The organism is Mucilaginibacter sp. 22184 (assembly GCF_052045695.1).
Classification (GTDB): Bacteria; Bacteroidota; Bacteroidia; order Sphingobacteriales; family Sphingobacteriaceae; genus Mucilaginibacter.
This window is the reverse complement of the sequence record NZ_JBQEPI010000013.1, coordinates 159,432-176,396: the sequence shown is the minus strand read 5'-3', so window position 1 is coordinate 176,396 and position 16,965 is coordinate 159,432. Positions and strand designations below refer to the sequence as shown.

Below are 16,965 nucleotides of genomic sequence, written 5' to 3'. Positions count from 1 at the left end.
GGTCACTTTCACGTGGCGAAGAGGGGTCACTTTGCTTTGGCGAACGTGGTCACTTTCAACTGGCGAAGGGGGCCTTTTTGATCTGGCCGGATAGGGTCATTTTCATGTGTTTTATCCAATACAGCTACTGACAACCATTACGCATAAAAAAGCCCGGCGAGTGGCCGGGCGGGGTTCTATAGATTTGATGTTCTAAGTTAGCACTCCTGTTTTAATTGCCTGTTGCAACGCAGATACTGTAATTCTGGGCTTGTAAACCCGATGGGCGAACCGTTTGACCCAATCCGATTTATAATTAAGGAATGATCTAATAAGCGAGATTGTGAAATTCTCATCTGGATATCCGTAATTCTTCCAATGAAACTTCGTATAGTCTATATTAAACGCTTTAACAAAATCGGTTATGAATAGATCTATATCCACATCGAATAAATTAAGATCCAAATCTAAACTCGTATTTAAATTCAAGTCATTTAAATCGACGTTCTTAATTTTATGCTCTAATATATAGTTCTCGATGAAAGCTTTTAGCTCTGGTAGTATATTGTCCATTATTTCCCTAAATTTATTAACCAAGGTTCGATTCTCTTGTAAAGCCAGAACATAGGGCTTACTGTAACATTATCATAATGCGATTGAACTTGATCGAAATTCTGCTTGCCTTGAATTATATCTTTTTCATATGAAACATTCTCATATACGGTCGTACCAATGTATACAGCGTTTGCAGCAGTTCCGACTATTCTTCCACCGTATTGCCATCCGATTCGTCTAAATTGAATTGACAGGACACTTGTAAAGTCTTTGGCACCCGGAGTCACAATTGCTCGTCCATAATTCCCTACAAACCATTTAGGAAGAGAAGACAAAGCACTTTTATTTAATAGAACGTTCCCAGCAGAAATGCCTCCTGATATTAATCTTGCATAGTCAATATATTGCGAGCCATCACTGTTAGTGTTAGGCCCTGTTTTACAACAGTCACCCCCCTGACTGGCACCATTTCCTTGCTTGATGACCCCAAAATCAAGAACGTTAACTTCGCCTCTATAATTCCCATAATTACTATATTCTGCATTATTAGTTATAATGGAATAAGATGTAGTTGCATCGTTAGACATCATATTAAAGCTTGCTTTACCATTTAACAAAGCAGCAATGCTGGAATTACTTAAAGGATTATTCTTGTTGTTTGTATTATAAATCTGCGTGCCATTTTGTTGAATATATTGATCAATGGCATTATCATTACCAGCAGCAATATCAATGGACATTTGCCAATCATTCATCACATTCCCAATAAAGTCATTGTTCAACCAATGATTACTGTGCATTTGCCCCGGATCCCAGGTTCCACCGCCTCCAGCACCTCCGTAACCCACAGGAGCATATTTTTGATAATATTTATCTCCCAATGGGTCATTATACATAATGGGGTTATTACCGGAATAATTGTAACCCGTCAAACTTTCTGCACTTTCCGGCTGCGGGTCAACCCCAACAAATCTACCCAATGCCGCGTCATAGTTACGATAAAAAGTCTGGTAATAATCCGGCAAATTACCAAAATCCCTTTGCCATTCACTACCGCCATTGTACAATTGTTTGTTGTCAATTGTCGGTGTAGCTACCGGACTACCCGGCATTACCAGACCAAAGCCATAATAGCTATTTTCCTGGCGTACAATCGCTGTTCCCGGTGTAGTGGCGCTTTCCTCCAGGCTGATACGCGCATTTCCTTGCTGATCGCTGATGATGTACTCCCGCTTCAATGTAACCGTGCTGCCTGTTCCCGTATTCCGCAAGCGACCTTCCGGCATATTCAAATAACTCAATGTCCCATTCAAATATACTAAACCATCAATATAATCTGTAGTGGTCTGCAAGCTATTGTTATCAAATTGCTGTTTACGGATCAACTGTCCGGTGGCATCATAGGTATATGCAATATATCTACCAGTTGCCGAAGTGATGGTAATTTTATCGGTCCGGTTCAGGATATTATAATCCAACGTCAGCGCTTTATATGGATCGGCAGTGAGGTTACCATTCACATCGTACGTATAAGTACCGCTTGTGGTGCCAGACAGGTTGCGAAAACCATAAGCCGTATAATTGCTGCCTGTTCCATCCGTTACCGATTTCAATTGGTTCGGGTTCGTCGGGTCATAAGTATACGTCAGGTTATCAAACTCTGTAGCTGTTCTACCTCCGGTTGGGATCGAGTTTCGTTTCAGGGTCAGCAGATTGCCGCCTGCATCGTAGCTGATCGCATTTTCGTTAAAACCGTTCACGTTCACATTAAATGCTCCCGTTGAACTGGCTGTCCTTTCCGCATAGGTACTTCCGGTGTAACGGTTCAGTGCATCATAACTATAAATATAGCTGCGTTCATTGCTTTGTGTGCCATTGGCATCTTTACTCATCCATTTAACTGCAGACTGTTTGCCATTGAACCAGGGGGTATTTCCCAGGCTGCTATCGGCCTGATCATACAGTAGTTGCATGCCAAACAGGTCATTACTGTCATCATTCATATTAGCTGTTCCGCTGTCATTGGTCAGCTTGCTGTTGTTGATGCTTGTAAGTTGCCCCCTGATATTGTAGCGGTAATCAATGGATTGTAATGCTCCGGGACTAATGCTCGCCGTAAATGTGGAACCATTGGCCGCAAGGAAACCATCGGTCATGGTGATACTGTTTCCTGCGGTCACATTCAGGGTTGCGCCGCTGGCTACGCTGTTACTGCCGTTCAGTGTAACATCTTGAACAGAAGCGGCAGTACCCGGTTGCAGGTTCTTCTGCACCAGTTGGCCCAATTCGTTATAATTATAGGATGCCACGTGAACGGCGGTTCCTCCGTTATAGCTTTGATCAACGGCGATAACCCGGTACATATGATCATAGGTCATAGTTGTCTGCACGCTGGTCGCTACAGGAGCTACTGTTGTACCTGTCGTTTTAACCATTTTGGTTTGCAGTGGCTTACCCATAAAATCCGGCGCTGAGGTGGTATAATCGGAAACCTTTTCAGCCGTATAATTTAGCTGGTTATTGCTTTGGGTCTGGATCGTATGACCGTTCTTGTCATAGAACATCACTTTGATCAGCCAAATATTGTTGATCCCCGCACCTGTTCCCACAGTTCTTAGTCGTACCATCGTCGGTATCCCTTTGATAGCAGCAGTAGTAGGCGTTGATTCTCCGGATAATGATTGAACATTGTAAGTATAATCTGCTGTACCATTGCCATCCAGGTCATAATCATCATAATAACTATAGGCCAGTGGTGTGATATTCGCAGTCGGGAATACTGCATTGGTATAATAACCGGTTGCCGCGGCTGTGGATCTGCTTTCATACCAGGTGGTATTGTAATTCGCCGCGATCGTAGTGCTTACATAGTTCTGCATCGCCGCCCGGGTGGTATTGGTAGCATCAGTATAGATGCCCTGGCTGATGGCATGATCCTTCGCATCGTATTTAATATAGTTCCATTGATTAGAAGCTCTTAACTTTGCGTCCTGGATAAGCACCGGTCTGCTTAGGGTATCATACACCATATAAACCACTCCCGCGCCGGGCTGCGTTCTTTCCGCCAGCCTGCCATGGCGATCATACACGTATTTAAATACAAGTTTACTAACCACGGCCTGATTGGGATCGTAGTTCCCATTGGTGACCATAGTTTTAAGGGCTAATGGCGGGATAACATAACTGATCATCCCTCCATTATTGTAAACATAATAAGTATCCAGGTTACCGGATCCGTTTTTTTGCCGCTTGAGTACCGTTTGCCCTTGTAAATTGCTAAAACTGATCGTTTCTACGCCATCTTCGTCGGCGCCATCTGTAACAGAGAGGGCATTATCGGTATAATTGCCTGTATTACTGCCATCAGGACCCCACATGATAATATTGCCGTCGGCTGTATTGCTATTAGTCCGGTAGCTTATCGTTTTATAATGCTGGGTTCCTGTTGCCCCGGTTGGTTGAAAACCTGCTCCGACCATTCCTGATCTTAATGTTCGTTGTAAGGGACTGTTTTCAAAAACTTGCTGGCTAAAGGGAGAACTATCATCCGCCACTTTATCTGTATTTCCATTATTATAAAAGGCGGGCTGTTCAGTAACAACTGCATTGGGGCGGTAAGAACCACTGCCGTCGGTGCCTACATAAGGCAAAAGACTTTTTGTTTGTTGTCCCAGATTATTATAAATCACTGGCTGAATGATGTCCTTCTGATTTGGACTGGCTTTTAATGCTACAGTTTGAACCGGCCTGCCCATACCGTCATAGTATGTCGTTGTGGTTTGCTTGTCAGTTGCCGAAAGACTGAATATTTGTGCCTCGGTAACCCCTGCTTTCTTGATAATATCTTCCTGAATATAGGTCAAACTCTGTGCAAAAACTCTTACGGTTAAACCCCCCCACATAGCGATCAGCAGAATAATCCTTAATCTGACCTGATCTGATAATTTGATAATCATTTGTCTTATGATTTTAATGTGAACAGGTTTGGGATGCAAAAATCAGGGTATTAGATGTTCCTGTTTGCCCTAAACTTGAGGTGACAATACATCTGACTTGGTACGATTGGGAATGACGGGTACAAAGCACAGAAAATTGGTTTGAGTTTGTCCCACCATTTACCCAACCTCCACCCTGAAGATCATTTTCCTGCCATTGATAAGACAGTGTTGCTGATCCAGCATTTCCTACAGAGCTTACTGTATAATAACTTATATGGTTGCTGGTAGGGTTGGATCCACAGGTTGCTACTACGATGGCTGTATCCGCACAAGCATCCCAATCTGTTACACCAGATGCGCAAATAATCGGTGCTAATGGAAGTGGCTTAACTGATACAATCTCAGAAGATGATTTTGATCCAAAGGTTGGATGTGTTGCTGTAACGGTAACAGTATAGTTTCCAGAGTTGTTATATGTATGCGTCTGACTATTTACATCAATTGCAGATACAACAGCAGGGCTACCGTCACCGAAATTCCAGGTGTAGGTAATCCCTGTTATGCAGGGGATAGCTCCAACGTTAAAATTATAGGGCGTTGCTATGACGGGATCATTGGTTCCATAAATAAATGGTTCTGGGATTCCCTGAGCAATCCCACTGGATGTAACATACGTTCTTTTTAAGACAATGTTTTTATCCTGATCGTAGGCAAATAATAATCTACCCCAAGAATCATTTTTATAATAAGCAGATACACCATTTGTATTGGTCTCGGCAATTTTAAAATGATTGACCGGATCATACGCCACTGTAGAAGCCTCTGCCGTTTGCGGATAAAACAGGATATCGTCGATAAAGATCTGCTGACTGGTAGTCAGACTCATGGTAAAACCTGGCGTCATTGTATTCACCGGAACTTTCCATTCAAAATATTTGGATACTCCTCCGGTATTCGTAAACGGTTCGGTAAAAGTTGAAGTAGAATTGCTGCTGTTAGTTAGCGCCAGATTGATATTACCGGCTGCCGATGAACTGATCCAGGCTGACAGGATATAATAATTCTCCCCCACTTTTTTGGTCATGGATTTAGAAATGCTTTGTCCCGTATTGAAAGTATAGGCGTTACCGGTATGGCTGTTGGCGCTGACCATACCTGTGGAAACGGATAGCGTATAATTCGTACCTGACGGCAAACCGCTGTCAAAGTCCTCAAACCCAATATCGGATACCGCCGCATTTTTAAATGATGCTACTGTCTGATTGGATTTCTGATCAGTTATTGCCGTTTGTACATGCCTGTAATTATCATCTGCGGTTTGTAGTATCCCCTTCTGATCATAAGCTGTATAATTGGCCGATGGGATATATTGCGGGTCATTGGTAGCTATCCCACCCGTTACCGAAAATGGTGTAAAAGTAGTCCCGTTAGGTGCTATTAGCTTCAGTGACTGACTAGGCAGGTAAGCGTATTGTCCCGAAAAAGAAAACGTCTTGAATTTGGTCAGCTGTGCACTGATCGTTTTTGTTTGGCCAGCCCGTGTCACCTGAGTATAGGTTTCTATCGGCAGATCAATATTTTGATTCTGAAGATGATAAATAGCATTAACCGTTGAATCTGCACCAGGGGCCGGGATCACATAATCCTTGGTATAAGCGGTATTGACAGTGACTATACTGTTATCGCTATTGGTTGTTTGTTGTTTAATCAATTGATGATACGCATTGCCATAGGTATAATTGGTCGCACTGCTTTGTGCCTGGCTCAGCGTTGACGAATCAAACACTTTCCTGGTAACCTGACTGGTTAGTTCACTTGTATTGGCATAAAGATTGTATTTAGCATAGGCATTTACGCCGTTGTTGTCATCAAACTTCAATGCCGGAATAATGAGCGGCGGGCTGGTACGCTGATAGGAATATACTGCTTCACTGACTTCTGTTCCCGCATCATTATAATTGGTGATTTTTTGAACCAATCCTCTTTCCATATCATAATTAGCCGCAGGAGCAAATGGATAGGTATAAGTATCATTTCTTATAGGGCCATAGGACACACAGGTTGGCCTAGCCACATTGGTTAGGGTTGGTGTCCATTCCGCCGTGGTACAGGCTACGCATCCGGGTGTAGCGCTATTATCCCATACTGTGGCCGGGATATAATATTGATAAAGTATAGAGCCTGCCCCTGTTTTGCTTTCTTTACAGTATTTATACATGATCGTGTGATCGTCGTTGGATAGGTCGTTCGCTGATATGACTGTTGCGTTATCCCAATAACTACTACCTGTTGCTGTACCTGTGTAAGGAATAGTAAAGGCGTAAACGGGCAGGGTTACGGGCTTGCCGCTGGAAGTACCGCTGACAGGATCCAGATAGGAATAGCTCCTAAGTATACTGTTACCCGTACCATCATTGTCGGTGATGGTCTTAATCCTTATGCCATTACCCTTAATTACTGTATTTGTTGGCACATCGAGGTAATCATTAGGTTCATATGTCAAGGTTGTTATGCCTCCATTGACGTTGATAATGGAGTCCAGTGAGCCATAAACAATGGAATTGGAATCTACGAACTTGCCATTCCTTCCTAAAAGATAAATATATGTAGCACCTACTGATGCAGGGTCGATATAGTTGGTGTATCTCGGGTAAGCTGGGGTTGATGGGTTAACATAGATGATCGGAATTGGCGAGGTAAAACTGTTGGTGTTCTGATAGCCCCAGTAGTCTGTAAATGTAGAAGAAGAGTCAGAAAGCTTCGTTTGGTAATCATAGCCGGAAGATCCATTAGTGGGTGTTTCTCCATAATACTTAAAATTATAGTTCAAAGGAGAGTTGCAGCCGTAATTGTTAAAGTTTCGAAGAAATAACCTCTTGTACACATTTCCATTTGACGTAAGATACCCTGACCTGCTATAATTGAATATAAATGGTCCGCCTGTCCCATTAATTCCATTCAAAATAGGTGTGCTGGACCCGCCGGCACTAGCAGCATCATATGACCAGCTAAATGATAATACATCGCTTCCATTTGTGATAGAACTGAGGATTTTTTGCGCTACCAATTGCTGTATCGTATATTGTGTGGATTTGGTTGTAGAGCCACCAATATATAACTCAACGGGGTTGCTGCTAGCTCTAAGGGGGCCTTCGTCATAAGTCAACGAAACCGTGTTACCATTAACATCTGTGATCCCGGTAAGAAACCAGTTATCGTAAAAATTCACTCCGTTCTGGTATTGATTAAAAGCATTTTTGAAATAGGTTATGGCCGCACTATTATCAGTTATCGCTTGTTGGGTGACCATCTCAGGTGCGCCGAATACATAACGGGTGCCTTTGTCATTGATAATGGTAAAAGATGTAATCAAACCTGTACCACTATCGATTACATAAGATGCCTGAATATCTTGATAGGACAGTACCTGCAATTTCTTTGATTTATCAAATACCAACTGACAGGATAATCCGGGAGCGCTTACACTAAATATATCGGGTTCAGTATCCGAGTAGCCGGTAAAATTGGCGTTTATATAATTGATATCAGCTGTTTCATCCGGACATGTGGAAGTATTGTTATCATTCGCGATAGAAAAATTACTGATAATTGTACCATTGTTATTATTTAACCACCCAAGACGGGCGTTGGGAGTCTGTGCATTATCTTTCAGACAATCATCAGGCAGGCCCCTTAACTGCCTGCTGACCTGGCCACCAACTGAAAGATTCCAACCAATGCCCGCTGTACCTTCTACATCTTTCGGTTTGATACCCGTAGCACTGTAGTTCAGGCTTATGGGAACAGATACACTTCCTTTACTGATCTGAATAACCGGGATCGATAACTGAGCTGTACCTGTAAGTGGGTTTACGTTCACCGGGCCTTGAGCGTATAATAATGAATATCCGGATAGACATATGCCTAATAGTAAAAGTAGTTTCTTCATGTAAATGAGGATAGATATAAGATATTTAAACTGCTTCTTTATTCGTTATTGCTGTTTTTCTGTAATGAGGCTACGGTTCTGATCAAAAGATCGATCTGTGTTTGCTGTGTCTTCAGCAGTTTTTCCTGGGTCTCTTTAACTTTAGCGTTTTCTTCTTTTTGTTGGATCAGATACAAGGTCAGTTCTTCCACCTTCTTCATTAACAACTTATTCATCTCTCCCAAATTCAAGCCGTCCTTAGCAATTTGCTGTTCTGATGGAATTTCGGGTAAATGTTGATTTTGATCGATGTAGGCTTTTACCTCTTGAAGCGATGGTAACTGATAATCTTTTTTGAAAACATAATCTGGCCAGTTTGCTGCTAGTTTGACAGTCACAGAGGTGGCTATCATGCTACCATTTACAGCCAGCTTGTATCCACGCGGGTCGGTGGTGCCTATTCCTACGTTACCTAAAGCTTGTACTGTTAATGGGGCTGTATCAACAGAGGCATTCCAAAGTCTGAAATCTGAGTTTTGAGATACATCAAGCCTCCAGGCTTGTACGCCTGTTTTATCTAAGGTCAATACAGGACCGGCGGCCGCCGCTAAATGCAATTGTGTTGCCGGAGCAGTAATACCAATACCAACTTTACCGAGTGCCGTACCATCCGTTTTAGTTCCTAAAATGGTATTGCCATCCAGCGATTTAATAATATCCAGGTCGCCACCATCTGCATTGCCTAAAACACCATTTGGATACTGATATACCCCCCTAAGAGTCCAGTTTTGAGCTCCGGTTGCCCCCGAAAAACCAAGTTGTTTGATGGTAACCACGTTTTTGGCCGGATTATTCGTAGGATCCAATACGCTTCTGATGTTACCAGTCACTACTAGTTTTTCCGTAGGTGCTGTTGTACCAATTCCAATAGAATTAGTAGTTGAAGTAATGGTTCCATTAGTTGTCCATTGAGCGTGTACTAATGGTGAAAAAGCTAAAGATAAGGCTAATGAAAAGATGAGTTTCTTCATGATGCAAGGGGGTTAAAAGTTTAATTAAAAATATATGAGCAGGATCAATCCGTATAGATGATACTGAGTTGTTATGAAACTAATAAATGCTGTTTGACTAATGCCTTTCAAAAGGCTAAGGGCCGGGGGTTTTCTTACTGTGATAATTTCGTCATATACTGTTGTTCAGGTGCTTCAAATATAATTATTTATCATTTAAAATAAATGTTGTGTATAAAATATTCATATTGTTCACTGTAATAATTATCAAACACTTGTGAATTGTTCTGCGAGCCGTTTGTGAAGAAAGAATGCTATCCTTTATTTATAATTTCTGTGCATATTTCGTTGGACTATACAAATATCAATACTATTATTAATTCCGATGGTGACACTACTTTGTCAGTTAAACTTAATTGGGAAAAGTCAGGTATTGAATAATAAGAAGCCTGTTGTTAAGGCAGATTTCTTTGTACTCCATTTATTGGCTTTGATATACTGTAAGTTTGGCCCAATCAAACAAGAAAGAACATAGAGTAAGCAGCCTGCATAAAGATTTATGCTTTACTTGAGAAGCTTTTGCATGCTTCAGAAGCATCAGCCCTAACTTTGCCTAATAATTCATTCTTAACACTACCATCTACCTCAATTCAATTCTATAGACTAACTCATATCAATCCAGGAAAACCAATATTTTACTCTCTATAGGAGGCACTAAAACTTTGGATTACAAAATGAGAATGATCAAGTTCAATCCAAAGAATATTAACTTTTGGACTTTATAGAGGGTGTGAAAATGTTGGATTGGGGTATGTAGATTGGCTGTATGAGTATAGTTAGAATGCCATTTACCTTGACTTCTTAAAAGGTACTGATGTTATATCAAAATCGAGAAATTCCGGGAGCAAAGTGTTCTTTATTTGAGATACAGTATGAGTTAACAACTCTTCCTATCAAATGCTTTAGGTTCGGGTTCCTCTGATATTTGATAACGGCATCAAAGTCATTGCCAAATAAAGTGAAATATTGATACTGGCTCGCCCATCCCCAATACAACTCTATACAAAAGTATGCGCCTCTCGCCGTACGACTTACTGTGTGAAATACAACATGATTAACGATGTCCTGTTCAACTTTCATCTTACCAAGCACATTAGAATTAGGACTATCATGGTAAAACTCTACAGGATATTCTGTTATGTCATTACTGCTTATTGTAATTGAATCTATTGATTGATTATCAACCGATGTTAGTAGTAAGTCAGCATTTAAAAATTTGAAGCTATATGTGTTGGTAAGTATCGCGTCTTCAATTAAATCTGTCATTACTGATTGATGATTAGTGAAGTCTGGAACACCAAGTATATCTTTCATTTTCTCTATAGAGGTACCTGGAAGAAGGTGATCTATTATTCTACTTTCTACGTATTGCAAATGTCTGCGAGGCGAGATTATTAACTTCTTCTGCTCTTCTGTTGTTTTAATAGCATCCTCTTTCCTTTTATCATTGTAATCCCAAACCTTTTGAAATAATAAAACTATCAATCCGCCAACAGCACCCAGCACCTTGAATATTTTAAGCTTACTGTACAAATTACTACTAAGATGTGATGTGTTAATCCAAGGATCATTTCTTTTCGTTAGGGCTGCAAAATCCTATTGCTTTACAACAATCCGCTCGCCTGATGCTATCGACGGCGCGAACAAAGCCAAAGACACTATCTCTAGTCTTAGGATTAACTTTTTGCATCGATTCTATGTATTGCAAATCTGTTTTAAACAAACGGTAAAATCTATTCTTCTCAACAAATTCTTTATCGCAGGTAATCCAGGCCTTTCTCATATTGTGCTCTCCGTCATTTTTTCTCATGCAATCACAAAATTCTTTTGCGAATTTTTGGGGATCGTTTAGTTCTCTTCCATTCTTACACGATGACATCGCTGTGTAAACTTACCTTGACTACTCACGCTTAAAAATAGAGTTTTTTGTTTTGGATCATACTTTTTGCCCTATAAACCCTGGAGCCAGGGAAAAGAAAAATCTGTTATACTTTTGTGGCATTTACTAAGCTTTCCCAATTGCATTGCTCGTCTGCTATGAAAGTGGGGAAGTTTGTTTGCTTCTGATGTTGTACTAAAAAAGTGACCGGCGGCTTATAATTTAAGGATTGGTGTGGTCGTTGATTATTGTAGATCCACATCCATGCATGGGCCATTGCCTGGGCTTCTTTTATCCGGCTAAAACAATAGGCATCCAGAACTTCTTCCCTGAAACTTCGGTTAAACCGCTCCATAAATCCGTTTTGAAATGGTTTGCCTTTCTCGATAAATTTAAGTTCTATACCACGCTCGTTTGCCCATGAAGCCATAGCCTGCGCCACAAACTCCGGTCCGTTATCAACCCTTATCTTTCGAGGAACACCACGCCAGCCCACCAGTTGATCCAGTTGCCTGATGACACGTTTGCTGTTCAGTGTCGTGTCAATAGTAATACAAAGGCATTCACGGTTATAATCATCTATAATATTCAAAGACCGAAAGTTCACTCCCGTACTTAGCACATCATGCATAAAGTCCATAGACCAGGTGATATTGGGATGAATCGGCTGTAACAAAGGCTCCATAACTCTTGCAGGCAAACGCTTCTTACACTTCCGTTTCAAGTTTAATCCCATTGCTGTGTAGATACGGTATACCTTCTTATGATTCCAATGGTAGTTCAGATGCCGCAGGTGGTAATGCATCATCCAGAATCCCCAACGGTTATGCAGAATCGACAGTTCTGACAACAACACCCTTATCTGATCATCATCTTTAGGTTGTGGCCGGTAGTAATACACCGATGGCTGAATATGGAACCAATTGCAAGCCTGCCGAATACTGGTTTTATAATGCGTACGGCAATAAGAAACCAGTTCCCGTTTTTCGGCAGGCCCTAAAGCTTTTTTTCAATCACGTCTTTCATTACGGTGATCTGAAAAGTTTGCTCTGCTACAATCCGCTTGTATTGGGCCAACTCTGCTTCAAGCTCTTTCATACGCCTGAGCTGGTGGATTTCCAAACCCGAATATTTGCTTTTCCATTGATAGAAGGCAGCCTGGCTGATACCATGTTCACGGCAAATTTCAGCAACGGGTTTTCCCGTTTCCTGCTCCTTTAAAATGCCAAGAATCTGGCTCTCGGTGAATTTTGATTTTTTCATCGCTTCAACTTTAAAATTAGCATTTTTATCTACTTTTAAATGCTACGCTTTAAAGGTGAGCTTACAGCTGCAACAATGATAAATACCAGATAAAATCTTAATCGATTCATTTAATTACTTAATTAATGAATTATTTTTAACTAACATGGTAAATAAATCGTCTCACGATAATGGTTGCCATTCCGCTCCAGCAATTTTTAGTATTAATATCGCTATTCCTTTGGTTGATTATGGTTTTATTTCATAATACCAATGATCACTGAACTTTTTTGCTTTACTGAAAAAATTTAACCAGTATGGACTCAACCCGATTCGTTCTCGCAAATAAAAGCACCTGGTTTTGTCACTAAGTTTAAAAGTGATGAACTTACCGAGTGATGGATTCCCCTCGGTTGCAACGCTTTTATTATTGTAAAATGACGGCGTTTTTATATTATAGTACTCTTTCAATATTCTTTCAACGTAGTTTACATAAGAAAGAAATAAATCGGAATCAGATACGCTTTTGAATTTCTCTTTTAAATACTCTTTTACCTCCGTACTACATTTATTGAAAGCGATCTTCTTCTCGACATCATTTGACCCGCGGAAGAAAACTGGTATGGTTATAAATTGGCTCGCTTTTAGATCGTAATCTTCAACATAGTTAAATGATAGATTATATTGATTCGCAATTTTATCGAATTCACTATTATATCGTCCGCCTATATTTAAACTATATAGTTCTTGAAATTCAATGTCTTTGTTGAGTTTATAGAACTGATAGCATAATTCATTTTGACTAACTTGCGGTTGCTTACAATTCACATTTATGGTCAATGCAAAAAAACACATGGTTAAGATACAAATTGCTTTCATTTTATTTTATAATCTATTTATCTCCGGAAAACGATATTTTTAAAGCTCGCCATTTATATTTAAAATATCCCCCTGCATCATTATATCCTTTTAGAATTGCCCTTTGGTCTGCAACCGCGTCACCTGTCCAAGTTCTGTTTTCAAACCATCTAATCAAGCTATTTCGGGAAGTGCTTCCTTGTCCGTTGCTAGTCTTACCCGACCACCATGCGTTTACGTTTGAGGCAATAGCAGTAAGTGTGCTAGTGAACCCCATTCTGGCCATCGCAAATCCCCAAAGGTAATTTCCCGCGTCATCGCCATTGTAACCAACACCGTTGATTACATACATTGTTCCATCGTGATTAATGCCATGCCCGGCTCTAAAATCCAAAGTACCCTTCCCATAAAGGTTATTTCCGTTACTCTCATGTAAGGCATAACCCCATCTTCCGAAAAAACCCTGTTTATCAGCATCAGTGTTCTTCATGAAATTTTCTACATCACTCCGCGACAAAATTTTCAGTTTCTCATTTCCTGTTTTAAGATCGGCTTCATCTAACTTGATGTCATTAAACTCGAACGATTGACCACCAGTAAATGTTTCCTTACCGTCTTTATCTATTGTAGATTCTTGGTTAAATCCGGTAATTTCCTTCTTCCCATTATCTACGGTAAATTGATAAACTCCGTTCTTAAACATCATCAAACTATCACCATGTACATCAATATTTACTACGGGATTTACTCCTCCGTAACTGTAAGGACTTATACCATCATATCTTTCAGCGAAAGCGTCAATGCTTCCCCATCTTGCGATCGCCGGATCATAGAACCTTGCACCATAATCGTATAACCCCAAGTTCTCCTGTAGCTCTTTCTTATTGTAGAGGTATTCATTCTGAGGACTTATTCGTGCTGAACCAGTTGGGATAATATCCATTCCAAATGGATAATAATCATCTGTTTGCACTGATCTGGCTACTCCAGTAGCAGTATCAAAATTCACTCGACTGTTACCTAAATGGTCTGTAATAGAATATTCATAGTTGTATGGAGAGGAGCCGTTTGGCAAAGCCCTTCCTTCTTCAGTTTGAATAAAACTGATCGTGGTAGCCGCCGCTGTGCCATCGTATTGTATGCCCCCAATATAATCTGTTTTAGCAGTCCCGATCAGCCTCGATAGTTTTTGGCCTGCGGCATCGTAGGTATAGGTGGTATTCTTTCCCGTGATCGTTTGCGGCAGGTTAAGCAGATTGTAATTAATAGCGGTTATGCCTTTACTATCGTCACTTGTTAGGTTTCCATTTCCATCGTATGAATAGTTTGAGATCCCCCCCTTTTGCCCGGCAGTACCGGCGACTGCGTCGTTTACACTTTGCAACTTATTTGTACCAGCTGTATATGTATAGTCTATCTGGTCGATTAAAGTGTTAGCTCTATAGCGTATCAACCTGATTATATTACCCATTGGATCATAGTTGATCCCTAATTCATTATTTCCAGTAGTCGAATTACCTGATATCAACCGGTTTAATTGATCGTACGAATAAATATAGTAATTGTTTAGGTTATCCGCTGTACCCCAATACTGATAGGCGATATTACCATTGTATTGCTTACTACTGTTGGTGTTGTAGTACAAACGCTCTGCGAATAGAGGAGCGCTACTGCTCTGCAGCCAACCACGTTCATTATAACTGTAAGTAATTGATTGTTTAAAGGTTATACTGTCAGTACTATGCAGGTTTTTCTTCCATATCTGTCCTAATTCGTTGTATTCAATTTTGGCCAGAATCGGATTCATATCTGCTGCTTGGCCGATATTCTGAAGCTGCTCCCTGGTTGTCAATTTTCTGTCCATATGATCGTAGCTGTACTGATTAATAATAGTCAACCTAGGTGCAGTCGTCGATGCTTTGGTGAAATGCCTCCTGTTTCGGGTGGTTACTTGGTTATTAAAGTTGTAAGTATTAATCACTACGTCGAAGTTAGAAGAATCGACGGCACCGCTCAAGTAGTGTTGTTTATAGCTTCGGATGCTTCTTCCTTTATCATCATAATAATTTACCCCCCAAAGCATATCCGGACTATTGCCGGAGATCGTATTTAATACAGCGGTTTTACTGGCTGTTTGTAAGCCTTTAGTCATCGTGCTTACCCCGTTGATCACTTTGTAGCCGGACGGCAGCTTCGGGATGTTATAATCGTCAAAATAATTAATTGTCAACGTCTTAGAAAGTACCGGGTAACTCCCTAGTACGTATCCACTTGGATAACTATTTACATTGTTAGTCTGATCACGAGTATCCCATTGCGTGACCGCGTAAATATTTCTTTGTAAGGTGGCCAAAGGAATCACTGAACCCGCATTCCAAATTCCAGTCATGATGATCCGGCCAAATTGATCATACTTAGTGACCATCCATTGATTATTTTGTCTTTGCAAACTATCCTGAGTTAATACTGGCTGATCCAATTGGTTATATACCGTAAATTCCCATCCTTTGCCCGGGATTTTCTTTTGAGTCATCCGGTTACGTTCATCATATCGGTAGAGATAGCCGAGGCTTCCGGCAAAAGGTGGAACGCCCGCTGCGTCGGCATTGACACCTGGGGGCAATATAAATGCCAGGTTACCGTAATCATCATAAACATAATAAGTTGATAAGATTTGTAATTGCGCAGGGTTTGTTGAGACATAGATAAATGATCGTTTTAATACCATGCGACCCTGCTTATCCATGTATTCCTCAATAGTACCCCCTCGCCCTGTCTTCCAATTCTCATTCTTAGAAATGATAACGTTTAATTGTCCTGGATCGTAATTTCCACTCCGGATTAACGTTTGACTTTGATCTGCGTTAACGGTAGTTCTATAAAGGGCAACGAGTCTTGTGTGGGTGGTATCAGTTAAAACAGTATCATTATTTGTCTTGAAATCTATTTTTTGCGTATGTCCTGATGCCGGTTGCCAGTCAGTGCCTGGTGCTCCTTGTTCAATTATTCGATCCAGAGGAGATGGCTCAAAAAGTGTTTGGGAATACGGAGCGGTAATCACTGTGATGCCATTACTTTGTTGACTGCCACTAACGCCACTTCCAGTTGGATTATAAAAGGTATTTACTCCTGCGCCCGTGGTCAATGCGTCAATCTTATAACTTCCGTCGCCAGTAGTTGCGACATAAGGTAGATATTTTTGTGTCTCCCGTTCAAACTCATCATAAAAAAAAGGCTGAACGATGTCTTTTCCTAAAGGAGAGCCTTTTACTTTAATTGTTTGCAGCGGTCTCCCCAATCCATCAAAATATTGTATGCTGACTTGCACTTTCGCTTTGTCAGTTGCATTTGTAGTTAGTGAAGTATTGTTAGGTATTCCAGTATTGGGTAAAAATGTTATGATATAATTTTGGTTTGCCGTTGCACCGGGAATTGTCGACTGGCCGTAAGTCAAACTGCATACGAACAATAATACCAATAGCAGGAGTTTGATTCTAAGTAATGGTTTCATTTGAT

The 16,965-nt window shown here is 40.7% G+C and carries 8 protein-coding genes; all 8 read right to left on the bottom strand.

What is annotated here, in order from left to right; translation table 11 throughout:
* Positions 1-192 precede the first annotated feature (192 nt).
* The 8 genes from ACTJKG_RS25325 to ACTJKG_RS25290 all read right to left on the bottom strand — a co-directional run bounded on the left by ACTJKG_RS25325 (position 193) and on the right by ACTJKG_RS25290 (position 16,960).
* The gene (locus ACTJKG_RS25325; RefSeq protein WP_440740738.1) at positions 193-552 is read right to left on the bottom strand and encodes a DUF1493 family protein; all 360 of its coding nucleotides are present in this window, start codon (positions 550-552) and stop codon (positions 193-195) included.
* Positions 552-4,490, bottom strand: a complete 3,939-nt coding sequence (locus tag ACTJKG_RS25320; protein ID WP_440740737.1) for a DUF6443 domain-containing protein — start codon at positions 4,488-4,490, stop codon at positions 552-554. Before ACTJKG_RS25320 ends, ACTJKG_RS25325 begins: the two co-directional genes overlap by 1 nt.
* A 13-nt stretch (positions 4,491-4,503) precedes the next feature.
* Positions 4,504-8,421 (bottom strand): PKD domain-containing protein, encoded by a 3,918-nt coding sequence (locus ACTJKG_RS25315; protein ID WP_440740736.1) that lies wholly within the window; start codon positions 8,419-8,421, stop codon positions 4,504-4,506.
* 38 nt (positions 8,422-8,459) lie between these two features.
* Positions 8,460-9,431: a hypothetical protein gene (locus tag ACTJKG_RS25310; RefSeq protein ID WP_440740735.1), complete on the bottom strand. Its 972-nt coding sequence runs from the start codon at positions 9,429-9,431 to the stop codon at positions 8,460-8,462.
* An 861-nt stretch (positions 9,432-10,292) separates the two neighbouring features.
* Positions 10,293-11,003, bottom strand: a complete 711-nt coding sequence (locus tag ACTJKG_RS25305) for a hypothetical protein (protein ID WP_440740734.1) — start codon at positions 11,001-11,003, stop codon at positions 10,293-10,295.
* A 452-nt stretch (positions 11,004-11,455) separates the two neighbouring features.
* Positions 11,456-12,289, bottom strand: a complete 834-nt coding sequence (locus ACTJKG_RS25300; RefSeq protein WP_440740739.1) for an IS3 family transposase — start codon at positions 12,287-12,289, stop codon at positions 11,456-11,458.
* 56 nt (positions 12,290-12,345) lie between these two features.
* A complete protein-coding gene (locus ACTJKG_RS25295) occupies positions 12,346-12,612 on the bottom strand; it encodes a transposase (protein WP_440740733.1) in 267 nt (88 codons plus the stop codon).
* A gap of 871 nt (positions 12,613-13,483) precedes the next feature.
* Entirely contained in the window at positions 13,484-16,960 is a 3,477-nt protein-coding gene (locus ACTJKG_RS25290; RefSeq protein ID WP_440740732.1) for a DUF6443 domain-containing protein, read from the bottom strand.
* Positions 16,961-16,965: the final 5 nt, after the last annotated feature.